The 23,022-nt window shown below is 71.0% G+C and carries 18 protein-coding genes; 8 read left to right on the top strand and 10 right to left on the bottom strand.

Translation table 11 applies throughout. The features are described 5' to 3' along the window. Positions 1-207 precede the first annotated feature (207 nt). Both KUM44_RS29675 and KUM44_RS29670 read left to right on the top strand, forming a co-directional pair. Entirely contained in the window at positions 208-2,184 is a 1,977-nt protein-coding gene (locus tag KUM44_RS29675) for an SWIM zinc finger family protein (protein WP_217212824.1), read from the top strand. 418 nt (positions 2,185-2,602) lie between these two features. After that, positions 2,603-3,247, top strand: coding sequence for a hypothetical protein (locus KUM44_RS29670; protein WP_308402758.1), 645 nt, complete (start codon positions 2,603-2,605; stop codon positions 3,245-3,247). A gap of 423 nt (positions 3,248-3,670) precedes the next feature. Here KUM44_RS29670 and KUM44_RS29665 read toward each other — a convergent pair whose 3' ends face one another. Continuing rightward, a complete protein-coding gene (locus tag KUM44_RS29665) occupies positions 3,671-5,065 on the bottom strand; it encodes a glycoside hydrolase family 43 protein (RefSeq protein ID WP_308402757.1) in 1,395 nt (464 codons plus the stop codon). A gap of 97 nt (positions 5,066-5,162) precedes the next feature. Continuing rightward, a complete protein-coding gene (locus tag KUM44_RS29660) occupies positions 5,163-5,321 on the bottom strand; it encodes a hypothetical protein (protein ID WP_217212797.1) in 159 nt (52 codons plus the stop codon). A 592-nt stretch (positions 5,322-5,913) separates the two neighbouring features. Between KUM44_RS29660 and KUM44_RS29655 the strand changes: the two genes are divergently transcribed. The 5 genes from KUM44_RS29655 (at position 5,914) to KUM44_RS29630 (ending at position 13,951) form a co-directional block, all read left to right on the top strand. Further along, positions 5,914-6,204, top strand: a complete 291-nt coding sequence (locus KUM44_RS29655; protein WP_217212795.1) for a hypothetical protein — start codon at positions 5,914-5,916, stop codon at positions 6,202-6,204. A gap of 419 nt (positions 6,205-6,623) precedes the next feature. Next, positions 6,624-8,849: a family 43 glycosylhydrolase gene (locus KUM44_RS29650; protein ID WP_254390267.1), complete on the top strand. Its 2,226-nt coding sequence runs from the start codon at positions 6,624-6,626 to the stop codon at positions 8,847-8,849. 184 nt (positions 8,850-9,033) lie between these two features. Continuing rightward, a complete protein-coding gene (locus tag KUM44_RS29645; protein ID WP_254390266.1) occupies positions 9,034-9,588 on the top strand; it encodes a hypothetical protein in 555 nt (184 codons plus the stop codon). A gap of 362 nt (positions 9,589-9,950) precedes the next feature. Continuing rightward, positions 9,951-12,824, top strand: a complete 2,874-nt coding sequence (locus KUM44_RS29635; protein ID WP_217212791.1) for a glycoside hydrolase N-terminal domain-containing protein — start codon at positions 9,951-9,953, stop codon at positions 12,822-12,824. A 293-nt stretch (positions 12,825-13,117) separates the two neighbouring features. Beyond that, positions 13,118-13,951: an alpha/beta fold hydrolase gene (locus tag KUM44_RS29630; RefSeq protein ID WP_217212789.1), complete on the top strand. Its 834-nt coding sequence runs from the start codon at positions 13,118-13,120 to the stop codon at positions 13,949-13,951. A 160-nt stretch (positions 13,952-14,111) separates the two neighbouring features. Here KUM44_RS29630 and KUM44_RS29625 read toward each other — a convergent pair whose 3' ends face one another. Further along, positions 14,112-15,647, bottom strand: a complete 1,536-nt coding sequence (locus KUM44_RS29625; RefSeq protein WP_308402756.1) for a fused MFS/spermidine synthase — start codon at positions 15,645-15,647, stop codon at positions 14,112-14,114. 15 nt (positions 15,648-15,662) lie between these two features. Here KUM44_RS29625 and KUM44_RS29620 point away from each other — a divergent pair, with 15 nt between their 5' ends. Further along, positions 15,663-15,812, top strand: a complete 150-nt coding sequence (locus tag KUM44_RS29620; protein WP_217212784.1) for a hypothetical protein — start codon at positions 15,663-15,665, stop codon at positions 15,810-15,812. A gap of 72 nt (positions 15,813-15,884) precedes the next feature. Here the strand turns inward: KUM44_RS29620 and KUM44_RS29615 are convergent, their stop codons facing one another. From KUM44_RS29615 to KUM44_RS29585, 7 genes are all read right to left on the bottom strand, one after another. Continuing rightward, the gene (locus tag KUM44_RS29615) at positions 15,885-16,622 is read right to left on the bottom strand and encodes an SDR family oxidoreductase (protein ID WP_217212782.1); all 738 of its coding nucleotides are present in this window, start codon (positions 16,620-16,622) and stop codon (positions 15,885-15,887) included. 1 nt (position 16,623) lies between these two features. Then, positions 16,624-18,201, bottom strand: a complete 1,578-nt coding sequence (locus KUM44_RS29610; protein WP_217212781.1) for an MFS transporter — start codon at positions 18,199-18,201, stop codon at positions 16,624-16,626. Then, positions 18,198-19,151 (bottom strand): NAD(P)-dependent oxidoreductase, encoded by a 954-nt coding sequence (locus KUM44_RS29605; RefSeq protein WP_217212779.1) that lies wholly within the window; start codon positions 19,149-19,151, stop codon positions 18,198-18,200. Before KUM44_RS29605 ends, KUM44_RS29610 begins: the two co-directional genes overlap by 4 nt. 3 nt (positions 19,152-19,154) lie before the next feature. Further along, complete coding sequence (locus tag KUM44_RS29600; protein WP_217212776.1) at positions 19,155-19,712, bottom strand: hypothetical protein; 558 nt, start codon at positions 19,710-19,712, stop codon at positions 19,155-19,157. Beyond that, positions 19,709-21,382 (bottom strand): class I adenylate-forming enzyme family protein, encoded by a 1,674-nt coding sequence (locus KUM44_RS29595; RefSeq protein WP_217212774.1) that lies wholly within the window; start codon positions 21,380-21,382, stop codon positions 19,709-19,711. The genes KUM44_RS29600 and KUM44_RS29595 overlap by 4 nt, the downstream gene beginning before the upstream one ends. Then, entirely contained in the window at positions 21,369-22,214 is an 846-nt protein-coding gene (locus KUM44_RS29590; protein ID WP_217212772.1) for a hypothetical protein, read from the bottom strand. Before KUM44_RS29590 ends, KUM44_RS29595 begins: the two co-directional genes overlap by 14 nt. Then, positions 22,211-23,022 (bottom strand): beta-ketoacyl synthase (locus KUM44_RS29585; RefSeq protein WP_254390265.1); only part of this gene is annotated, 812 nt, incomplete at its 5' end. The genes KUM44_RS29590 and KUM44_RS29585, both read right to left, overlap by 4 nt.

Below are 23,022 nucleotides of genomic sequence, written 5' to 3'. Positions count from 1 at the left end.
GGGGAGTCGAGGGGGTACGGCGAGTCTGGTGGGTTGGGGGAGTCGACGGGGCGCGGCGAGTCTGGTGGGTTGGGGGAGTCGACGGGGCGCGGCGAGTCTGGCGGGTTGGGGGAGTCGACGGGGCGCCGCGAGTTGAGTGGGCCGGAGGAGTCGACGGGGCAGGGCGGAGCGGGCGGGGAAGGGGAGCCGGTGCGTCGACCGGCCGACATGGCGCGCCGGGCGTTGCGGGCTGCGCGGGAACGGCGGGAGGGAGCGCCGGGGCGGGACGCGGAGCAGGCGGTCTCTGCCGACGAGGAGTCGGCGATGGACGAGCACACCCGCCGCGGAGGTCGGCCGGGTGATGCGGCCCGTGCGGCCTTGCGGCGTGCCGTCACCGCCAGGCGGAGCGGTGGCGAGGGCGCCGAAGGAGCTGAGGACGGGACTGGTGACTCTGCCCGGGTTCCGGCTGCGTCGTGCGGTGCTCCCGCCGTAGACGCCTCCGGTGCCGACCGGGATGTGTCCGACGCCTCCGTCGCAGACCAGGAGGCATTGGCCGCCCCCTCCGACGATCAGGAGGGGGCGGCCGGCGACCAGGGCGGGGCGCGCCCTGCGGCACCACCTTCCACACGTCCCGCGGACGCCGCCCGTGAAGCCCTGCGTGCCACCCTGGGGGAGAGGCGGCGGGCAGAGTCGGAACAAGCCGGCCGAGGAGGCCGGGGCACGCGACCCTCGCGGCGGCCGGCACGGACCGGTTCCGCCGGCGACGGCTCCGACAGCCTGCGTGCCAGGGACGTTCGGACGTTGCTCGCCGGGGCCTTCCAGATGCCGACCTCGGACTCGCCCCACGGGGACCACCCGGCCACGCCTTCCACACCCGGCACCCCGGCGGGACCTGCCGCTCCGGCCGCTCCAGCCACACCCCAGGTCCCCCGATCCATGGCCGCCCCCGGCCGGGACAGCGAACTCCGCCGTACCTTCCCCGCCTTCCCACCCCGCCCCTCGGACGACGACCGCTTCGCCGAGACCTGGTGGGGCAACGCCTGGGTGGCCGCCCTGGAGCAGGGCGCGCTCGATGCCAAGCGGCTTGCGCGCGGGCGAGGTTATGCGCAGGAAGGGCACGTCGACGCGATCACCGTGACACCGGGGCTCGCGCTGGCGTATGTGCGGGGCAGCCGGCCGCGACCGTATCGCGTGCAGGTGCGGCTGCGGACGCTGGACGACGCCGACTGGACGCGATTCCTGGACGCCGTGGCCGAGCGGCCGGGCCACATCGCGGCGCTGCTGGACAAGGAGATGCCGCAGACCCTCGCCGAGTGCGGAGTGCCCCTGCTGCCGGGCCCCGGCGACCTCGAACCGCATTGCAGTTGCCCCGACCGCGGCCACCCCTGCAAGCACGCCGCCGCCCTCTGTTACCAGACCGCACGCCTGCTGGACGCCGACCCCTTCGTGCTGCTCCTGCTGCGCGGCCGAGGCGAACGCGGGCTGCTCGACGCCCTGTCCAGGCTGAGCGCCGCCCGCGCGGCCCGCGCCGCGCAGGAACAGGGACCCGCGCCCCTGGCCGGCGTAAGGGCCACCGAAGCCCTGGCGCCGGGGCGCCGACTGCCCGCGCTCCCCGCCCCGTTGCCCATGCCCCCGCATCCCGAGCAGCCACCCGTCTACCCGGCGGCACCCGGCGGCCCGGACCCCTTCGCGCTGGACCAGCTGGCGACCGACGCGGCCGCCCGCGCGCACGCGCTGCTCAGCGCCGGCCGCGACCCGGTGGCCGAACTGACCCTGTGGCAGGACGCGGTCCGGCTCGCCGCCGCCCGCCCCGGTTCCGGCCTCACCGCCGGCACCCGATCCCTGTACTCCTCCCTCTCCGCCGCCGCCGACCGCACCCCGGCCGAGCTGGCCCGCGCGGTCGCCGCCTGGCGCCAGGGCGGTCTCGAAGGGCTCGCCGTCCTCGAAGAGCCCTGGGACCCGCCGGCCGGCCGCTTCGACCGGGCCCGCCCTCTCCTCCTCGCCGCCGACCTGCCCGCCTTCCGCCCCTGGCGCAACCGGCTCACCCACCCCCGCGGCCATGTCCAACTCCGCCTCGGTCGCGACGGCTTGTGGTACCCGTACGAATCCGAACCGGGCCACGACGACTGGTGGCCCCGCGGCACCCCCGACCTCGACCCGGTCGGCGCCCTCACCGGTCTCGGGGCGGCCACACCCGAGGACTGAGGGTGGCCCGCCCCCGTCCCCCAGGAGTCACTACACTGCCGCGATGTCGCCGGGCGACACGGCAACCGGCACAGAACCAACGGGGAGAGAGATGGCTACGGGGGGATGGGGGCCTGGACACGGCCCTGGTCAGCCTGGCGGCAACGGACCGGGAAACCAGGGCTGGGGCGCACCGTACGGACCGCCGCCACCGAATCCGGGCCCGTACCCGAACCAGCCTCCTTACCCGACCCCGACCCCGACCCCGAACCTTTACCCCTACGGCCCGCAGCCCACGCCGCGCCCTGCCGCCCGCCGCCGCGGCTGCCTGTCGTTCGGCTCTCGCTTCGGGCTCGTCGGCGCGATCCTGCGCTCCGCGCACCGCGTTGCCACCAGGCTCTTCGCGCAGGAGGGCGACGGGCGGATCGAGGACCGCACCGTGGACCGCGTCCAGCTGGCCCGCACGGTGCTCGGTGCCGCCGCCACCATCGCCCTGATCCTCGCCTACAACGTGGACCCGAACCGCTGGGAGGAAGCGGCGGCGGGCGGTGCCGCCCAACTCATCCTCGCCCCGTTCGTGCTGATCATCGCCGCGCCCCTGGTCATCATCGGATTCATCTACTACGCGCCCCCTCATCTGCGGCCGCATCTGCGCTCCCGGCTGCGCGCTCCGCTCAAGTCGGTCGGCTGGTACGTGCTGACGTTGGTCGTCATCGGCGGAGTCCTCGTCCCGACGGCCTTCACCGTCAACGCCGACGACGGGAAGAGCTGGTGGGAGTACGTACTGGCCGTCGCCTCGCTGATCGTGATCGTGTGGGGTTTTCCCTTCTTCTTCATGGCGTCGCTGTACTCGGCCCGCAGTGCCTTCAACAGCGCCCAGGTCCACCCGATGCTGCCGCCCGTCCTCACCACGACGCTGGTGTGGGTGTTCGCGGCCTTCAGCCTGATCGGCGACGGCATGCCGACGGGCCCTCCCGTCGTCCAGTTCTGCTCGACGCTGGGCGGGCCGCTGACGGTGACCGCCGTCTCGCTTTGGGAACTGCGGCGGATGAAGACCCGGTTCGGGGTCACCCTCCGGTCCTGAGCCATCCGGCCGGTCCGGTCCCACCTCGCACATGTCGTAGCAACCGTCCAGGGGCGGGCACTTCCCCTGGCGAACGAGGCCGTCGTCCTTCGCCCTCGAAGGAGCCGTGCGACAGCCTCACTTCCTCACACCGGCCCGCGTGCCGGGCAGCAACAGCAGGCCCGCGGCCACGCCTTCGGCAGTGATGGTCGCGTACGCGAGCGGGCGGCGCGTACCGGGGTGCCGAGGCCCATATCGGCGGGTCCTCGGCCTGGTCGTGGTCACTGCCGAAACAGCGGAACAGTGGATCGGCTCCGTGCCCGTGCGGTGGGTTGATGAAGGCTCACTGATGAGTCCCCGATAGCAGCGAGTTCATGACGGGAGCCCCTGCCCGGCCGCTTGGTGAGGGCCAAGCGGCCGGGCACGGTGGGCTCGTCCGGTGGGTCAGTGGACGATGTTGAAGGTGGCGTCGGCGCGGCCGGTCGCGGTCGAGATCTCGTCGAGCCGCAGGGCGAACCCGAAGTGCCGCAGGTAGCGGGTCGGGAAGCGGGCTGAGCGGAACGACGACCACTTGCCGTCGGCGAGGCCGGCGACGCGGTGGAACGTGGCGTCGGTGGCGAAGCCCGCCGTGCCGTCGTTGCGGACCAGCTTGATCGCGAAGTTCTCCTGCTTCAGGTAGAAGCCGGGGAAGTTGACCGACTCGAACGACACGCCGTTGCGGTCGGACAGGCCGGGCCGCAGCCGCCACTGCGCGTCCTGGTAGGGATCGAAGGGCAGTTCGCTGATCCGGCCGGCGTTGCTCTCGTGGCGGACGTAGTGGCCGGGGAAGTTGTACGACTTCAGGAGGTTCCAGCTGGTGCCGCCGTACCGGGCGAGGAGGCGGTCGCGATCGGCGGCGGTGATCGGGTGGACGGTGTTGTGCTTCGCGTTCAGCGGTGCGGTGTACGACTGGCGGCCGACCTTGGTCCACGCCCCCGACACCAGGTCGCCTTCCCACAGGTCGAACTTCGCGTTGGGGCAGAAGGCGTCACCCCACAGCGACCAGGTGGACGAGGTGAGCGACTTCACCAGCGTGGGGGCCTCGGTGCACCGGTTCTCGGCGACACCGTCGGTGTACTTGGTGAAGCTGCGCGGTTCCACCGACGTCGAGCGCGCGCCGACCAGCCGGCCCGTCGCGTTGCTCTTGTAGTAGAGGTAGTTGGAGCCGTTGACGCCGGTGACGACGTGGGAGTCGATGATGCCGGAGCCCGCGTCGTGGAACACCACGGGGTCGGTGGCGGTGACGAAGTCGGTCGTGTAGGAGACGGCGATCACCGCGTACGACTTGCCCTGCGGGACGGTGGAGAACGTGATGCCGTAGGCCTTTCGGACCGGGTCCCAGTGGATGGCCGGAGCCCAGCTGTACGAGTTCGGGTTGGTGCCATTGACCTTCAACAGCCGGTCCGCCGACCAGTTCACCAGGTCCGGCGAGGTCCAGACGTGGATGTTCGGGTTGGCCTTGGTGAAGTCGCCGCCCACGGGGATGTCGGTCGCGAGCACGACCCAGCTGCCGTCGGGCAGCCGGTACAGGAACGGGTCGCGGATGCCCTTGGTGCCCGCGGTGGGGGTGAGGACCGGGTTGTTGTCGTTGAGCGGCGTCCACTCCCTGCCGTCGTTGCTGACGGCGAGGTGCAGGGCGTTGACGTTGCCCGCGCCGCTGAGCGACTCCTTGAAATAGCCCATCACATAGGCGGAGTCGGCGTCCGCCGCCGCGGCCGTCTGCGCGGGCAGGGCCACTCCCGTGGCCAGCGCCACCAGAGCGACTAGAAACGCCGCTCTCCTGATCAGTCTTGCCAGCACGGTCTTTCCTCTCGATTGCGTGGTTCTCACATGCGTGCGACACCGGCGCCCTTCCCTCGAACGCGAAGGAGCGGGAGGGCACCGCGGGTCCGTCAGGTCAGTCCGTCACGCGCAAGGTGGCGTCGCTGCGCCCTGCGACGTTGGTGATCGTTTCGAGGTTCAGCTGGAAGGCGTAGTACTTGCTGCCGTCGGGCGAACGTATGAGTGCGGGGTCGCGCACCCCGCGCGTTGTGCCCACCGTGGAACACAGGGTCATCCCGCCACCGTTGAGATCGGTCGGTTCAGACCGTCCGCGCCGTACGGCGAGTCATCTGTCGGCCAGTCGCTCCCTTCCTGACGAGGCGCGTCATCAGACAGCCTGGGTCGGCGGCGGCCTCTGTCGCCGCCGGCAGGGAGAGAACCGCAGGCATGTGCGTCTCCTGTCCATATGCGGGTGCGACGATCAAGTGACGGTGTGGTCGAGGCACTCGCGATCGCCGTAGCCGGGTGAGGGGTGAAAGGGCAGCGTCGGCGGAGCTGCCCCGGCGTAAGCCGATGACGGGTGCGCAACACGGGCGGCTCCCCGAGAGCGCTTGTTCGAAAAGTCGAACGTTGTGCGTAACTTCGACCAGAAGCTAAACTTCCCGCCACGAGCACGTCAAGAGAGTCGGCCAGTTCTGGTCAAATCGATTTCCGACGAGCGAGGCAATTGCCGTTGCGGGCCCCCGGAATGAGCTCGGTGCCCACGGTGGTGCCGTCGTCGGCGACGGCGAGGCGGTTGCCCAGGAGGCGGAGTTCGCCCGCGGCGGTCTGCGTGAACGGGCGCCTCGTATCTGGCGCCTGGCGCCTGGCGCCGTTGCCGGGAGGCCGTGCAGGACGCCATGCGGCCGGTGCCGGTGCCGGTGCCGGTGCCGGTGGACGTGTCGACCGAGGCGCCGCAGGGGGCCGACGGGTGCGAGGAAGTGGTGCAGGCGCCGGCCTTGATCTCCCGTGCTGATTCAGCGGTGGGCCTGGTCGCCGTCCATCACGTCATACGGGGTGCCTCGCCGCGCTTCTCGTCGCGCGCCACGCTCAGGGGGCTGAGCGTCGGCCTCCTCTTTTGCAGGTTCGAGGGAGTGTGGATGCCGGATGTATTGACGCACCCTGTTTCCCGGACTTAATGTCTGCCCGATCTTACGAACGGTGTTCGATATATCGCCCAACGTGACCGGTCCGGCGGTGAGTTGGCTACGAAGGCTTCCCCCACCGAGCGCCGGGACAAAAAGCCGCCGGGCGCAACAGCGGTCAGTACCAAGAGGCGGAGACTCGGTGACCCACCGCTGACATCGCCGCACCCCGAAGGTGACGGCCGCCGAACCTGGACAGAGAGAACAGGAGCCCCTGCGAACAGGCCCCCACCACGAACGCCCCACCCGGGCGACAGTCGTGACTTCGCCGCACCAGCCGTCACACCGCCGACGCACCGGCTCGCGTACCCGGCCCCGCCGTTACCACGGCGACATGCACCGCACACGGCCGGACTGATCCCCGGCGGGAAGAACGCGTGGGCGCCGGAGGTGATGTTCGGGCGCCGGAGGTGATGTTCGACCCCGAGACCAACGACTGCGTCCTGTACTGGGCGACGAACGCCACGGTGAACGGCGTGTTCAAGTACCGCATGTACTACGCCCGCACCAAGGAGGAGTTCCGCACCGGTACTCGCGTCAAAAACACCACCCATACATGTGATGGCTCCTATCCGAGGACGGACATCGTGGACATCACCAGACGACAGCTCGGCCGACTCGCCGCGGTCGGCGGCGGGGCGCTCGTGTTGCCGGGCCTGCTGTCACCGAGCACGGCGGCGGCAGCCACACCTCTGGCCGGTCCGTGGGGCGACCAGGGCGACGGCACCTTCGTCAACCCGATCATTCCGGCTGACCTCAGTGACTGGGACTGCATCCGGGTCGGCGACGACTACTACGGCATCACCAGTACGTTCGGTTACTCGCCCGGCATGGCCGTCCTGCACTCGAAGGACCTGGTCAACTGGCGGACGCTCGGCGGCGCGGTCGACGATGTCACCCGTATCGGACCGGAGCTGAACTGGGACCGGATGAACCGCTACGGCCGTGGCGTGTGGGCTGGGGCCATCCGCCACCACGCGGGGCGGTACCGGGTGTACTTCAACACCCCCGACGAAGGCTTCTTCATGACGTCTGCCCCGTCGCCGACCGGGCCGTGGGAGCCGTTGCACTCCATATGGCGGACCTCCGGCTGGAACGACGTGTGCCCGTTCTGGGACGACGACGGCCAGGGCTACCTGGTCACCACGCACTACGCGGACGCCTACAAGGTGCACCTGTTCAAGCTGTCCGCGGACGGCAAGTCGCTGGTCGGCCCGTCCACCGTCATCCACCAGTCGTCGCGCAGCGAGGCCAACAAGCTGTACAAGATCGACGGTGTCTACTACCACCTGTTCAGTGAGGTGAAGTCCGAGGGCCGGGTGCTCATGATGAACCGCGGCTCCAGCCTCCACGGCCCCTTCGAGACCCGGCAGTTGCTGCACGTCAACACTTCGGTGGACCGCGAGCCCAACCAGGGCGGGCTGGTGCAGGCTCCGGGCGGGGCTTGGTACTTCGTGACCCATCACGGCCACGGCCGCTGGGAGGGGCGCGTGCTGTCCCTGCTGCCGGTGACCTGGGTGGACGGCTGGCCGATCCTGGGTGAGGTGGGCGCGGACGGCATCGGCACCATGGTGTGGACCGGCCGGGTGCCCGCCGGCGGCACGCCCGGTCTGCCGGTCGATGCCTTGCCCCCCGTGGTGACCAGCGACCGGTTCACTGACACCCGCCTGGGGCCGCAGTGGGAGTGGCACTACCAGCCGCGCGCGGACCGGTGGTCGCTGACCGAACGCCCCGGCCACCTGCGGTTGAAGGCGTTCGCACCACTGGCGGCCGACAACCTGACCAAGGCCGGGAACACCCTCACCCAACGGGTGCTGCGCACGGAGGGCGGCGCGACGGTGACCGTACGCCTCGAACTGGCCGGCCTCGCCGACGGCCAGCACGCCGGGCTGTGCCACTACGCGGCGACCTATGCCGGGTTGGGTGTCCGGTGCTCAGGGACCACCACAACGATCGCGCACAACGTCGGCGGCACCGTGACCAACGGTCCGGAGATCACCCAGAACGCCCTGTGGCTGCGCACCTCGTGGGACATCAACGGCGTCAGCCGGTTCTCCTACAGCCTCGACGGGACCACGTTCACCGTGTTCGGTGGCACCTACCAGCTGACCTGGGGCGGTTACCGCGGTGACCGGGTCGGCATCTACACCTACAACCCCAACGGCACCGGCCACGTCGACGTCGACTCGGTGCAGTACACGCTCGCGCCCACCCGGGCCTACAAGTGCGTCAGCGTGCGCAGCGGCAAGGCCGCCGACGTCTTCCGTGCGTCGAACGCGGACGGCGCCGCCGTGATCCAGTGGCCCGACACCGGCAAGTCGAACCAGCACTGGGCCTTCCAGTCCACAGGGGACGGCTACCACACCGTCATGTGCGTCAGCAGCGGGAAGGTGCTGGACGTCGCCGGGTCCTCGACGGCGGACGGCGCGGCGGTCGTGCAGGCGACCGCCAACGGCCGGGCGAGCCAGCAGTGGCAGTTGCGCCCGCAGACCGGTGGCGAGTTCGCCCTGGTCAACCGCAACAGCGGCAAGGTGCTCGACGTCAAGGGAGGCAGTATGGCCGACGGTGCCGCGCTGATCCAGTACCGCGACGTCGGCAGCTCCAACCAGCGATGGACCTTCCACCGCGTCACCGGCTGACCAACGCGCCGGCCGATCCTGACCACCCCACGGCCGGCACGCTGCTCCATCACGCCCCGAGGACCCCAACCTCACTGTTCGACCAACACTCCCGCCCCCCGATCCGCAACAGAGAGGTGACAGCGTGCCCGCCGACACATCGCACGCACCGCCACCGCCACCGCGCGCCCGAGGGCGGACCGCCATGGCCGCGTTCCTGACTCTGCTGGGCACCCTCGCCGCCCTGCTCGTGCCCGCCACGCAGGCACACGCGGCCACCGTGACCTTCACGACGGGCGCCGCACGGACCGACCAGAACCGCAACCCGCTCCAGCTGCACGGGCTCGGCATCATCAAGGTCGGCGACACCTGGTACGGCTTCGGCGAGGACAAGACCGGCAAGACGTCGGCGGACACGTCGTTCGAGAACATCCCCCTGCTACACCTCGACCGACCTCGGCAACTGGACCCATCGGGGTCAGGCCCTGAGCAGGCAGAGCAGCGGCGACCTGGGCCCCAGCCGGATCGTGGAGCGGCCGAAGGTCATCCACAACGCGTCGACCAGCACGTACGTGATGTGCATGCACATCGACAGCCCCTCGACCTGACCGGCAGCTACACCGGCAGCAACTACATGCTGGTGAACATCGGCAGCGGCCTGCACATCGGGGTCGCGGGCTCGACCGCCCAGGGAGCGGCGGTCGACCAGGAGCTCGGTGCAAGCGCGAGCGTGAACAGCGAGACCTGGACTCTGTCCTGACCGTGTGCCCCGGCGGCCCCGCCATCGAGCGGGCCGCCGGGACACACTCACACCCCATACGAGGGATCACCTCACGGGGCCGGTGCCGACCGCGACGTCGTCCGCTCGTCTGCCACGTGGTCATGGACGACACGGAGAGTCCTATGCCTTGTCGAGCAAACGGGTGCCACGACGCGGGCACGATCCGCCGCTCTCCCACGGGCGGACACACCGAGACCGACTGGGTACCGGCTCGTGTTGCTCTTCCTGGCCTGCGCCGCCGTCATCTGCCCCTTGGTCCCCGCCACCGATCGCAGGCCCGCCGCTGCCCGGATCCCACACCCCCCTCAGCAGACATAGGAGTTTGCGCAGTGGACCACTCCATGGATCGCAGGCGCTTCCTGACCGCCGCCGCACTGACCGCCGGAGCCGCCGCCTTCCCCGGCGGTGCCCTCTCGGGCAGGGCCGCGGCAGCCGTGCCGCCCCAGATCACCCTCCCCGACCGCGGCATTTACGACACCTCCCCAGCCTCCTCCTGGACCGACGGCTTCCTCACCGGCAACGGCGAGTACGGAGCCATCCTCCACGGGGCGGCCACGCTGGAGAAAGTGGTCTTCAACCACCACCGACTGGTGCTCCCGAACGGCACCCGCACCGTGAAACCACCGGTCATCTCCGGCCGTCTGGAAGGCGTGCGCGACAAGGCGCTCGCCGGAGACTACTCGGGCGCCAACCGCGACTTCGCCGCCGGGTGGTCGCTGCGCTGGACGCAGACGTACCACCCCGCGTACGAACTGCACATCGCCACCCCGGGCATGACCACCGTCAATGACTACGGCCGGGTCACCGACTTCCGCACCGGCGAGGTCAGCTCCAGCTGGACCGACCGGTACGGCACCTGGACCCGCAGAGCCTTCGTCTCCCGCGCCGACAACGTAATCGTCCACGAGCTGATCCCCGCCCCCGGCCGCACGGTCGACACCACGCTGAGCGTCCACACCGCGCTCGCCGGGGTGCCCACCAGCATGAGCTTCGCCACCCGCGCCACCGTCAGCAACGGCAACGGCTACCTGAACCTGCGCGGCACCTACCCCTCCGGGCAAGGGGCCTTCGGTTACGAGGGCGTCACCCGGGTCGTCGCCTCCGGCTCGGGCGCCTCCGTCAGCGTCAGCGGCTCCACCATCGTGGTGGCCAGGGCGACCAGAGTGGTCCTGCTGACCAAGCTGGGCCGCTACGAGTCCTCCACCGCGTGGGATTCCGAGCCGCTGCACGCCGAACTGGCCGCGCTCGGCGCCGACTACGCGACCCTGCGCTCCGCGCACACCGCCCTCCACAGCGGGCTGTACGACCGCTCCCGCCTCGACCTGGGCGTGTCCGACGCCGACCGCAAACTCTCGGTCAGTGAGCTGACAGCCCGCCAGAACGCGGACCGCAGCGTCATCGACCTCGCCCTGCTGGAACGGCTCTACGACTCGGGCCGTTACCTCTTCATCAGCTCCAGCGGCGTCCTGCCGCCCCGGCTCACCGGCATCTGGACGGGTTCCTGGAACGGGGCCTGGGCCGACGACTTCACCACCGACGCCAACGTCAACCTCCAGGTCGCGGGCGGCAACATCCTCGACACCACCGACGTCATGAAGGGCTACTTCGACCTGGTTCTGGGCCAGCTCGACGACTGGCGCACCAACGCCACCAACCTCTACGGCGCCCGCGGCTTCCTGGCCCCCTCCCGCACGGACGGCGAGTACGGGCACATGCTGCACTTCAACAACGGCTCCTTCCCGGGCCACTGTTGGACCGGCGGAGCCGACTGGCTGCTCTACCCGCTGCTGGAGTACTACGAGGTCACCGGCGACGCCGACTTCTACCGGAACAAGCTGGCGCCTGCCCTGATGGAACTGGCCCTGTTCTACGAGGACTTCCTCACCCGCACCGACTCCGCCGGCAAGTCGGTCTTCGTGCCGTCCTTCTCCATGGAGAACTCGCCCGGCAACACCGGCGTGTGCCTGTCGATCAACGCCACCGGCGACATCATGGCCGGCAAGCACGCCCTGCGGGCCGCCATCGACGCGGCCGACACCCTCGGCGTCGAACAGGGCAGCGGCCAGGGAGTCGCCCGGTGGACCGCCCTGCTGCGGAAGATCCCCGACTACCGCGTCAACGGCGACGGCGCGCTCGCCGAATGGTCCTGGCCGGCCTTGACCGACCGCTACAACCACCGGCACATCCAGCACCTGTACGGCGCCTGGCCGCTGCACGAGATCAACCCCGAGGAGGAGCCCTCGCTCGTCCGCCCGGCGCTCAAGGCCCTGGAGAAGCGCGGCGACCAGAACATCTCCGCCCACGGCAGCCTCCACCGCGCCCTGGCCGGCGCCCGGCTCAAGGACGGCGGCAAGGTCTACGACAACCTGAAGAAGATCATCGGCAACAACATGGTCTTCAAGTCGCTGATGACCTCCCACAACCCGAACCTCGACATCTACAACGCCGACGCCGCCCACGCCCTCCCCGGCGTACTCGCCGAGGCACTGATCTACTCCCGCCCCGGCGTCCTGGAGCTCCTCCCGGCCCTGCCCGACCAACTGGCCAAGGGCTCCATCACGGGCGTACGGGCACGCGGCCGCATCCGTATCCATACCTTCAGCTGGGACCTGTCAGCCCGCACCGCCACCCTGTCCGTCACCTCCGCCGTCAACCAGGACGTCACCCTCGTCAGCCGCCGTGGCATGACGGCCGTGACCACGTCGGCGGCCGTCGCCTCCTCCTCGCTGGGCACCCACGCGCGCAAGGTCACGCTGGCCGCCGGGCAGCGCACGGACATCACCGTCTCCCTGCTCAGCGGCTGGTTCCGGCTGGTCAACCGGCGCAGCGGCAAGGTCCTGGACGTCTCCGGCGCCAGCACGGCCGACGGCGGGAAGATCATCCAGTACACAGCCTCGGACGCCGTCAACCAGCAGTGGCGGCTCCTGCCCAACGCCGACGGCTCCTTCCGCCTCGCCGCCCGACACAGCGGCAAAGTCCTCGACAACCCCGGCGGCTCCGGCCAGGGCGCCCAGCTCATCCAGTGGCAGGACACGGGCGCCGACAACCAGCGGTGGAAGCTCGTCGACGCGGGCAACGGCTACTACCGGCTCGTCAACGTCCGCAACGGCTGGTGCGCGGACGTCGACAGCGGCTCCTCGGCCGACGGCGCCCGCGTCATCCAGTGGCCGGTCGGTACCGGCACCAACCAGCAGTGGCAGCTCGACGCCCTGTGACGCAAACGGCGCGGTGCGGCTCCCCGGCCGCACCGCGCTGGGCGGGCACGCGTCCGCCCGCGGCCGGCAAGGTCATGCGGTTCCCCGGCTCTTGCGGGTTGAGCGGCACGCAATTACCCGCCTCCACGGTCACGAGTCCGCATGGGGACGGTGACCGCGGATGGTGTTGCTGACCGTGCACGGCACAGGCAGCCCACGCACCACGGGCGGAAAGCTTCTCCCCGAGCGATGAATCTGCACCCGCAGAGAGGTCGAAGTGATCGACAGTCAATCTCAGCCCCGCTGGAGGATGCATGCTCACCAACGCGACCGATACCGCCGGCGCCCGAACCCTCAAGGTGTCCGACGCTCGCCTGCACTACGAGGTGCGCGGCCAGGGCCCGCTCGTCGTGCTGGTCGGCGCCCCGATGGACGCCGCTGCCTTCGCCCCGCTGGCCGACCTCCTCGCGGCCGACCACACCGTGCTCACCACCGACCCGCGGGGCATCAACCGCAGTCGGCTTGACGATCCCGAGCAGGACTCGACACCGCGGCTGCGCGCCGACGACCTGTCCCGGCTGATCACCCACGTCGATGCGGGCCCGGCGGTGGTGGTGGGTTCCAGCGGCGGCGCGGTCAGCGCGTTGGCCCTCGCCCAGGCCCACCCCGAGCTCGTGCACACTGTCATCGCCCACGAGCCCCCGCTGATCGAACTGCTGGAGGGTCGTGAGCAGCTGCGGGCCGGCACCGAGGAGGTCGTCGCCGCCTATCTCGCCGGCGACGTGATCGGGGCGTGGAAGAAGTTCTTCGCCCAGGCCGGCGTCTTCATCCCTGAGCCCGTGGTGGAGGAGATGTTCGGCGGAGCGCGAGACGTACAGCAGGTCGCGGACGAACGCCGCTGGTTCGCCCACGAGATGCGGGCCTCCGCCTACTGGCGGCCCAACCTCGCCGCCCTGAGTCAGGCGGCCTGCCGCATCGTGGTCGGCATCGGCGAGGACTCCACCGGACAGCTCTGCGACCGCACCGCCCGCGCGTTCGCCCAGGAGCTGGACACCGAGCCGGCCGCCTTCCCCGGCGGCCACACCGGCTTCGTCGACAACCCCGATGCCTTCGCCGTCCGCCTACGCGCCGTCATTCACGACGGCTGAGCAGCAAGAAGGCATCCCGCCATAGTCGTTCACCGAGTACAGCGAACCGGCGGTGGCAGGGGAGGACGACTCCAGGACGCTGCGGCCGGCGTCGGTGCCGGGCACGACGACGGTCCCGAGGGCACCTTCGGGAGTGAGCCCATTGATCAGGCAACCACAGTCACTGGCTGCTGCGTGGGCTGGAGGGCTGGAGGAGCTGGTCGACGGGTGCGTAGTCGTCGGTGAGCAGTTGGGCGTCGCCGGTCCAGGAGGTGAGGTCGTCACCGGTGGCGATCTTCCAGCCGGTTTGCCGGGCGTCCAACGCTTCCTGAATCGCGCGTACGTCGACTGCTCGGTTGGAGGCGAGCACCACCAGATTGCCGCCCTCGGGGGCGGCGGTGGGGTCGAGGCCGATATCGGTGGGTTCACCGACGAGGGCGACGTGCTCGAAGGTCTCGCTGAGGGTGGCTACTTCGGCACGCGCGAAGTCCATGCGACCGTGATCGATGAGGTTGGCGACGTACAGGCCGTTCTCGTTGAGCACCCGTCGTACGTTCGTCATCGCTTCTGCCGTGGTGAGGTGCCACGGCACGCTGACACCCCCGAAGGCGTCGCCGACGACGAGGTCACGACTGCCGGCGTCCAGTCGCCGCAGCCCGAGCCTGCCGTCCTCGACGCGTACGTCGATACCGGCTTCCGATTTCAGACCGAGTTGGTCACGGTTGATGCGCACGACCCCGCTGTCGATCTCGGACACAAGGCTGCGTGTCCCGGGCCGCGTGGCCGCGAGGTAACGGGGAAAGGTGAGCGCGCCGCCGCCCACGTGGTAGGCAGCAAGTGGCTCACCCTCGGGAAAGGCGGCATCGACCACCGACGCGATGGCGCGCACATACTCGAACTCCAGGAAGGTCGGGTCGTCGACGTCGACGTAGGAGTGCCGCAGGCCGTCCAGAACGAGGGTGCGGCCGCTGTCCCGGTCGGGGTCTGCAACCACCCGTGCGCAGTGGTACTTGGTCTCCGTGTCGCAGCCACCGGGCGCGACCGTGGCGGCGAGGCCTCCGGCCATGACCACGAGCGCGAGGACAGGGGTGCCGGTCCACCCGCGCGTTCGCCACTCGACCAGCGCCGCGCCGACCACCAGCAGTGTTCCGAGGCCGATCAGTATGCCGCTGACCGGCAACCGCGATACGAGGACGAAGCCCGTGAGGACGGTGCCGACGATGGCGCCCACGGTTCCGACGCCCGACAGTCGGCCGACCACCGTTCCGGTCTCGGCGAGGCTGGTGAGCCGCAGCTTGGTCACGATCGGCGTCACCGCCGAGAGCAGCGCGCCCGGCACGAGGATGGTCAGCGACGCGATGAACAAGAGCATCGGCAGTGCCCACTCCGCAGTGCTGCGCAGCACTGCGGGGGTGAGCGCCACGACCGCTCCCGATACGCCGAGCGAGGGGCCCAGGAGCCGGCGGGGATTGACCTGGTCGGCGATGCGCCCGCCCAGCCAGGAGCCGACGGCGATCGCGGTGAGGGCGATGCCGATCACCATGGTGCTGGTCTCGAGGGTGAGGCCGAGGTAGGGAGCCAGCAGCCGCAGTGCGACGATCTCCACCACCAGGACTGCGGCCGAGGACCCGAACACGAGCATGACGGCGGCACGGGGCCCCAGGCCGTCGTTGTGAGGCGTGCTCTCGGCGACAGGCGAGGAAGACGATCCGGTCACGGGCAGCATCCTTGCATGCGACTCATCGAGGCGACGTCAGTCGTTCCCGACGAGACCGGCTCAATGCCCTCGGGTACGCCGACGTCGCACGCTCCTGACGACGTGACGAGCAAGGCCGACGGAATGAGCATCGGCTCTGGCTACATGTACACCAACTGCACCTAGCTACACGTACACCAACTGCACCTATGTCGTGAGCGAGAGCGGTCACCCGGGATGTCCCGACCTTCCGATGGTTCAGTGGCCCAGTCCGGCCCCGCCGTCGACCGGGATCACGGCGCCGCGCACATAACCGGCACCGGCCAGGAACTCCACCGCGTCGGCGACTTCGTCAGGGTGGGCCATGCGGCCCGCCGGGGTCCGGCTGAGCAGGTGCTGACGCTGTCCCTCGGTGAGGCTGCGGCTCATGTCCGTGTCGGTCAGGCCGGGGGCCACCACGTTGCAGGTGATGTCGCGGGCGCCGAGTTCGTGCGTCAGCGACCGGGCGAAACCGATCAGTCCCGCCTTCGCGGCCGCGTAGTTGGTCTGCCCCGCGGCGCCGTGCAGTGCTGCCGTGGAGGACATCAGCACGATACGGCCGTGACCCTCCACGAGCATCCCGCGCACCGCCCGCCGGGCGACCCGGAAGGCACCGATGAGGTTGGCGTCGATGACGGAGGTGAAGTCCTCCTCGCTCATCCGCACGAGCAGCCGGTCGTGGGCGCCGCCCGCGTTCGCGACCAGGACGGTGACCGGACCGTGGGCGGCTTCGGCCTCCTTGAAGGCCTGGTCCACCTGCTGACCGTCCGTCACGTCGCAGCGCAGGGCGAGGAGGTTCTCCCCCGCGGGCGGCCTGTCACCGCGGTAGGTCACCGCGACCCGGTCTCCCGCCGTCGCGAAACGGCGGGCCACGGCCAGCCCGATGCCCCTGTTTCCCCCGGTCACGAAGACCGATCGAGCCTTCGCGCCGTGTGACCGTTCCCTGGTTCCCGCCACGTCAGTTCCCTTCCGTCCTGCTGTCCTTGCTTCTCTCGCTGTCGCTGTCCCGTGCGCGCAGCCCCACGACGGTCACCACGAACCCGACGAAGGCCAGCACGGCGGTCCAGAACGTGGCCGCGTACATCGCGTCCAGGAAGGCGCGGTCGGCCAGGGCCGCCAGTTCCGGCAGGCGCAGCGAAGCGGCCAGTGAGCGGGCCGCCTCAGCCGAGGTCCGGGCCTGTTCGGCCGTGTCCCCCGACAGCCCCCGCGGACCGGTCGGCAGGGCGGCGTCCGCCATGCGGTCCCGGTAGACGGCGGAGAGGATCGAGCCCGCCATCGCCACCCCGAGGACCCCGCCCACCTGCCGCGTGACGCTGTTGACGGCAGATCCGGCGCCAGTGAGCTGCGGTGGAATCCCGCGCATCATCACGGCCGTGACCGGTGTGCCGACCAGCCCCATGCCGAAACCCTGCACCCACAGCAACGCGGCGACGACTGTGATCGGGGTCCCTCCGTCGAACCACAGATAGCCGGCGTACGTGGCCGCCGTGGCCAGGACACCGGCCGCGATCGTCCACCGGGGCGACACCAGCCTGCTCAGCGCCGGGGACGCCTGGCTGCCCAGGACGATGCCGACCGCGGCGGCGAGCATCACGGTTCCGGCTTCGGCGGGGGAGAGCCCGCGCGGTCCCTGGAGGTAGAAGGCCGCGTAGAACAGGTGCCCGGCCAGCGCCATGAACGCGATCAGCAGCACCACGCTGCCCGCCGTGAACCCGGGCCGGCTGAAGAGCCGCAGGTCCAGACTGGGCGTCGGGGACCTGCGCTGACCGGCCACGAAGGCGCCCAGCAGAGCGCCGCCCACGACAAAGGGGAGCAGGACGTGCGCCCCGTACCAGGTCTGTCCGTTGCCGAGCTCGATGATCCCGTAGACCACACCGCCGAGGCCGAGCACCGACAGAGCGAGACCGGGCAGGTCGAGCATCCTGCGCCCGGAGCCCTTGAGACCGGGCACCACCGCCACCACCCCGGCCAGACACAGGGCCACGATCGGCACGTTGGCCAGGAACACCGAACCCCACCAGAAGTGACTGAGCAGTGCCCCGCCCACGACCGGGCCGACGGCCACACCCAGTCCGCTGGACGAGCTCCAGATCGCGATGGCCCGGGTACGTTTCTCCTCCGGCGTGCTCTGCACGATGACGGACAGGGTCGCGGGCATCAGCAGCGCACTGCCCGCACCCATGAAGGCGCGCGCCATGATCAGCCAGCCCGCGTTCGGTGCGAACGCGCCGGCCGCGGAGGCGGCGCCGAACAGGGCCAGACCGGCCAGGAGGGTGGTCCTGGGGCCGAAGCGGTCGGCGAGCGCGCCGCCCGCGAAGAGGGTGCCGGCGAAGACCAGGGTGTAGGCGCTCGCCACCCACTCCAGTTCGGCGGGGGTCGCGCCCAGGCCCTCGGCCGGGGAGGCCAGCGTGGTGACCGCGACGTTCAGGATCGAGGTGTCCAGCCAGATCAGCATCTGGGCGCAGACGACGACCAGGAGGACCGGCCACGACCGGGAGGACGCCGCCCGGCCCTCGGTGGTGCTCAGGGTGCTCATCGAGTGCCTTCTCCCTCAGGGGCGACGCGAGGACCGCGGCCCAGCCCGTCCCGCCAACTCGGGTGCGTCGGCTTCCAGCCCAGTGCCGCACGGGCCCGGTCGTTGGCCGCTCCGCGTGCCGCGGTCAGCTGATGGGCCATGAACCAGCCCAGCAGCCGGGGCGCGAGCGCCGTCGGGATCGTGCGTGGGCGCGGGGCACCGAGCGTACGGGCGTAGTGCGGCAGCCACCGCGCGGCGCGGGCAGGCTCGTCGTCGGTCACGTGGAAGGCACCGGTGGCCGTGCTCTCAACCGCCGCCACCGCGGCCCCCACGGCGTCCTCCACATGCAGAAACGACGTGACTCCGGCCCCGCCCTCCGGCAGCGGGAGTTTCCCGGCCAGCACCCGCTGCCCGGTGCCGCCGTCACCGGCGTACGCGGTGCCGGGGCCGTACAGCGTGCCGTACCGCAATGCCACCCCGGCGAGGTCCCGGCCGTTGCCCAGCACCAGCCGCTCCAACTCGGCGACGGCGCGTACGGTGGCGGCCCAGCCGGGGTCCGGGGCGTCCACGTACAGCGGCGCGTCCTCGTCGAGGACCGGCGCCCCTTCCGGCGCGGCGGCGAAGGCGATGGACTGCGCGACCAGCCGCCCTGCTCCGGCCGCGCGGGCCGCCTCGACCAGGTTGGCGGTGCCCTCCGTGCGCAGCCGCGCGGTCTGCGCGAAGGCCGCCGCAGGATCGTCGCGCAGCAGCCGCAACGCCGACAACTGGTGGACGACCACCTCGGGCCGGGCGGCCGACACCGCCGACAGCACCGCCTCCCGGTCGAGGACGTCGGCGACCACGACCCGGTCCGCCTCCGGGGCCCGCGACGCGTCCCGTACCAGTGCGCTCACCTCGTGGCCCCGCGCCCGCAGCGCGCCCACCAGCGGACGCCCGATCACACCGGTGGCCCCGGCGACCAGAACGCGCATACGTCAGCCCTCCCCACCGGCGGTCAAGGGCGTGGCGACCCGCATCAGCAGACGGCACGCCTTGTCGCCGTCCCGCAGACAGCTTTCGGCCCTGTTCTCCGTGAGGCTCACGCCGAGCCCCTCCGACCAGCCCGCGTGGATGTCCGTGCAGGGGCAGCGGTAGCCCTCCAGCGAACCGGCCATCCGCACCATCGTGACGGCGAAGCTCCGCTTCAGGGTGAGCACGATCAGGTCGTCGTCCTCGACCTCGGTGGAGGCGTTGCGCAGCTCCGGCGGGAACATCCGGTCGCCGCAGTCGTCGTAGCGGCGGCGCAGTTCCTCCAGGTCCTTGCGGGGGTCACCGGTGTCGGGGAGCGGACCGGAGAGGCGGCCGACGCGCTGCGCGACATGCAGGGCGATCTTGCGCAGGGCCTCGGCGTTGATCTCGTTGGCGGCATCCTGTCCGAACCGCGCGGCCACTCCCTGGTACCAGTTGGCGTCGTGCTGCCACCACAGCCGGTAGGCCTCGCTCGCCCGGGCGCGGTGGTTCACGCCGTCGCCGTCCGCTGTACTCGTGCTCATGCGTGCTGCTCCTCGGCGGCGAACCTGTCGCGCATCACTCGTTTGAGAACCTTGCCGGTGGCGCCCTTGGCCACGTCGTCGGGCTTCATGCGCAGGGCCCGGTGCACCGGGGGGTATCCGGCGGCCGTCAGCACGGAGTTGACGCGCTCGGTCCACGCCTCGTCGTCGGCCCTCTCTCCGTCGGCACCCTCTTCGCCGGTCACCTGGAGCAGCGCGTACGCCTCGCCCTCTCCGTCGCCGTCCCAGTCCGCCCGTACGCCGTCCGGTGCGATGCCGACGACCGTGCAGTCGGCCAGCCCGGGCAGTTCGGCCAGCAGGAGTTCCTCGGTGCGGGTGCTGAAGACGATGCCGGCCCGGGTGCGGACGGCGTCCGGCGCGCGGTCGAGGTGGTAGAAGTTGCCGGCCTCGTCCTGGTGGGCGAGGTCCCCGGTGAGCCAGTAGCCGCCGAGCCGCATCCGGTTCCAGGTCAGCGAGTCGTTCCAGTAACCGGGCGTGAGCGTCGGGGACTTGAGGCCCAGGCGGCCGATCTGCCCGGGCGGCAGCGGAGTGCCGTCCTCCGAGAGTACGGCGGCCTCGGCGAAGCTGATCGGTCTGCCGATGCAGCGCGAGTAGGCGTCGGTGTCCTTGGTGTGCCGGTTGTGGAAGACGGAGTAGCCGGCCTCCGACGAGCCGAGCCCGTCCACGAAGACCGAGCCGTCGACGCGTACACGGCGCAGGTCCCTGCCGATCGTCTGGTGACTGCCGTGCCGCACCAGGGCGCGGATGTGCGCCTCGTGCGCCGCGTCCCCGGTGTTGAACCACACCTGCACGCTGGACAGGTCACGCCTCGTCAGGTCCTCGGCGGCCATCTCGCCGAACGTCCCGGCGAAGGCCAGCACCGTGGTCGGCCGGAACTCCTCGACGGCGTCCAGCACGTCGGTGCCGCGCTGGCTGGACAGGAGCTTGATGTCGGTGCGCAGCAGCAGGCAGTACAGCAGCGTCGCCACCATGGCGTTGTGCGCGCCCGGCAGCCCCACCAGCGTGCGCTCCATGTCGGTCCCGGTGGAGTAGCGCAGCCGGTGCAACTGGGCGTACATCAGGGTCCGGTGGGTGTGCGGCACGCCCTTGGGCATGCCGGTGGTGCCGGAGGAGTGCGAGATGAGCACCGGGTCGGTCGGGTCGTGCCGGTACGGGTACGACGGCGGCAGCGACGCGCGGTGCTCAGGGCGGATGCCGGCGGCGGTGACGTGGAAGCCGAGCCCGCAGTCCGCGAGCACCTCGCGATGAGCCTCGTCCGTGAACGCGCCGACCGCGCCCTGGCGGCGTACGTACTCCCGGGCGGTCTCCGGGGCCAGATTGCCGTTGACGAACGACGGGATCGCGCCGAGGGACGTCAGCGCCAGGAAGTTCACCGCGAACTCGGCGCTGGAGTACGAGTGGAGGGCGACCGGGTCGCGGGGCCGTACACCGTGGGCGGCGTACCAGCCCGCGTACGTCTCGACCGCCTCGTACAGCTCGCCGAGGGTCAGCACCTCGGGGCGACTGCCGTCGGGCGCCTGCCAGGTGCCGTCCGTGCGCAGCACGGGTTCGTCGAGCGGGCGGCCGTACGCCCTCAGGCGTGCCAGGACGTTGCCGGCGCCCAGTTCGGTGTCGGAGCAGATCCGCGCCCGCTCCTGCCTACTGATGAGCATGGGTCTCCGTATCGTCGGCGGTGTCAGCGGTGTCAGCGGTGTCGGCGGTGTCGGTGGTGAGGACGAACGCGGCGGGGCCGGGCAGGAGCAGGTTCCTGCCCTCCCGCAGCAGCCGTCGGTGGGCGGCGGCCAGGTCGAACAGGCCCTGAATACTGCCGGGACGGTCGACGGCCTCGACGTCTGTATCGGCTTCGGTGTCGGTGCCGGGAGTTTCGGCCGAACGGATCGTCACCGGTGCCCCGGCCCCCGGGCGGCTGAGCAGCACAGCGGCCGCCAGACCTGCGGACGCGGGAAGGTCCGGTACCGGGCTGTCGCCGTCGGCGGTGAGTTCCCGGTGGATGGCGGCCAGCCGTTCGCTGCCGCCCAACTCCACGCCCAGCACCAGGACGCGGTCCAGCTCCGGGTCCTCCAGCAGGAGATCCGCCATGGCCAGCAGTTCGGTCACCGGGTCGTCGAAGGTGGAGATGCTGAACATCTGCCCGGTGATCTGGAACTCCCGGCTGGTGTGGCCCAGTACGGAGTTGGGCGTGGCCTGCATGAACAGCAGCGGGTTGTGTACCTTGCCGGAGACCATGCGTCGGCTGGCCAGGTCGGCGGTGGTGGTGTCGCCCAGAAGACTGGCCAGCGCCACGGCGGTACGGGACCCGTCACCTGGCCGTTCGGTCAGGCACTGTCTGCTCACCTCGTACGCCAGCGGGCTGAACGCGGACTCCACGAAGCCGGGCAGCCGCGGCAGCGGGATGTCGTCGTCCCGGCCGGTGCCATGGGTGGCCGTCGCCGTCGCGAGGATGCCGAGAGGGGCCCGGAGCGGGGACTTCTCGCCGGTCGTCATGGCCGCTCCAGCACGAGTGCGGTGTTGGCGCCGCCGAACGCGGCGTTGACGGTGAGCGCCCGGCGCAGATCGGCCTTGCGCGGCCGGTTCGGCACGTAGTCGAGGTCGCACTGGGGGTCCGGCGCGGTGAACCCGGCGGTCGGCGGCAGTACGCCGTCCGTCAGGGCCAGCAGCGTGATCACGAACTCCACGACGCCCGCCGCCTCCAGGAGGTGGCCGGTGGTGCTCTTGGTGGAGCTGACCGGTATCGACTCCGCCCGGTCCGGGAAGGCGGCGCGCAGTCCGCGGGTCTCGGCGCCGTCGTTGTACTTGGTGCCGGTGCCATGGGCGTTGACGTAGCCGAGGTCCGCTCCGTCCGGGTCGCCGGCCAGTCGCATCGCCTGCCGTGCCGCCCGTGCCAGCCCCGCCCCCTCGGGGTGCGGCTGGGCGATGTGGTGGGCGTCCGTGGCCGTGCCCCAGCCCACCACCGACGCCAGTGGCCGGGCGCCCCGGCGCCGGGAGTGCTCGGCGGACTCCAGTACGACGACCGCCACCCCGTCGCCCAGCAGCAGCCCGCTGCGGTCCGCGCTGAACGGGCGCACCATGCCGTCCTGGGACAGCGCCCGCCCGGAGTCGAACTTCCCGAAGGTCTCCTCCTCCACCAGGTAGCCGCCGCCACAGACCGCCACGTCGGTCCGCCCGGAGGAGATCAGCCGACAGCCGTGGATGATCGCGGCGGCGGAGGCGACGCAGGCGTTGGTGAAGGCCAGCCGCGGCCCGGTCAACCCGAGCCGCGCTGCGAGCAGTTCGGCGAGCTGGGCGGGTACGG

This window comes from Streptomyces sp. AC550_RSS872, assembly GCF_019049285.1.
In the GTDB taxonomy this organism is placed as follows: Bacteria; Actinomycetota; Actinomycetes; order Streptomycetales; family Streptomycetaceae; genus Streptomyces.
Note: the sequence above shows the minus strand (reverse complement) of the source record. Positions and strands in the feature narration are given on the sequence as shown.

What these genes read in the sequence shown, in the direction of transcription:
- KUM44_RS29610 (WP_217212781.1), bottom strand. Translation starts at nt 18,201, where the DNA reads ATGAGCACCCTGAGCACCACCGAGGGCCGGGCGGCGTCCTCCCGGTCG.
- KUM44_RS29595 (WP_217212774.1), bottom strand. Translation starts at nt 21,382, where the DNA reads ATGCTCATCAGTAGGCAGGAGCGGGCGCGGATCTGCTCCGACACCGAA.
- KUM44_RS29635 (WP_217212791.1), top strand. Translation starts at nt 9,951, where the DNA reads ATGGATCGCAGGCGCTTCCTGACCGCCGCCGCACTGACCGCCGGAGCC.
- KUM44_RS29600 (WP_217212776.1), bottom strand. Translation starts at nt 19,712, where the DNA reads ATGAGCACGAGTACAGCGGACGGCGACGGCGTGAACCACCGCGCCCGG.
- KUM44_RS29660 (WP_217212797.1), bottom strand. Translation starts at nt 5,321, where the DNA reads ATGACCCTGTGTTCCACGGTGGGCACAACGCGCGGGGTGCGCGACCCC.
- KUM44_RS29675 (WP_217212824.1), top strand. Translation starts at nt 208, where the DNA reads ATGGCGCGCCGGGCGTTGCGGGCTGCGCGGGAACGGCGGGAGGGAGCG.
- KUM44_RS29620 (WP_217212784.1), top strand. Translation starts at nt 15,663, where the DNA reads ATGCGACTCATCGAGGCGACGTCAGTCGTTCCCGACGAGACCGGCTCA.
- KUM44_RS29645 (WP_254390266.1), top strand. Translation starts at nt 9,034, where the DNA reads ATGGCCGCGTTCCTGACTCTGCTGGGCACCCTCGCCGCCCTGCTCGTG.
- KUM44_RS29650 (WP_254390267.1), top strand. Translation starts at nt 6,624, where the DNA reads ATGTTCGACCCCGAGACCAACGACTGCGTCCTGTACTGGGCGACGAAC.
- KUM44_RS29590 (WP_217212772.1), bottom strand. Translation starts at nt 22,214, where the DNA reads ATGACGACCGGCGAGAAGTCCCCGCTCCGGGCCCCTCTCGGCATCCTC.
- KUM44_RS29605 (WP_217212779.1), bottom strand. Translation starts at nt 19,151, where the DNA reads ATGCGCGTTCTGGTCGCCGGGGCCACCGGTGTGATCGGGCGTCCGCTG.
- KUM44_RS29630 (WP_217212789.1), top strand. Translation starts at nt 13,118, where the DNA reads ATGCTCACCAACGCGACCGATACCGCCGGCGCCCGAACCCTCAAGGTG.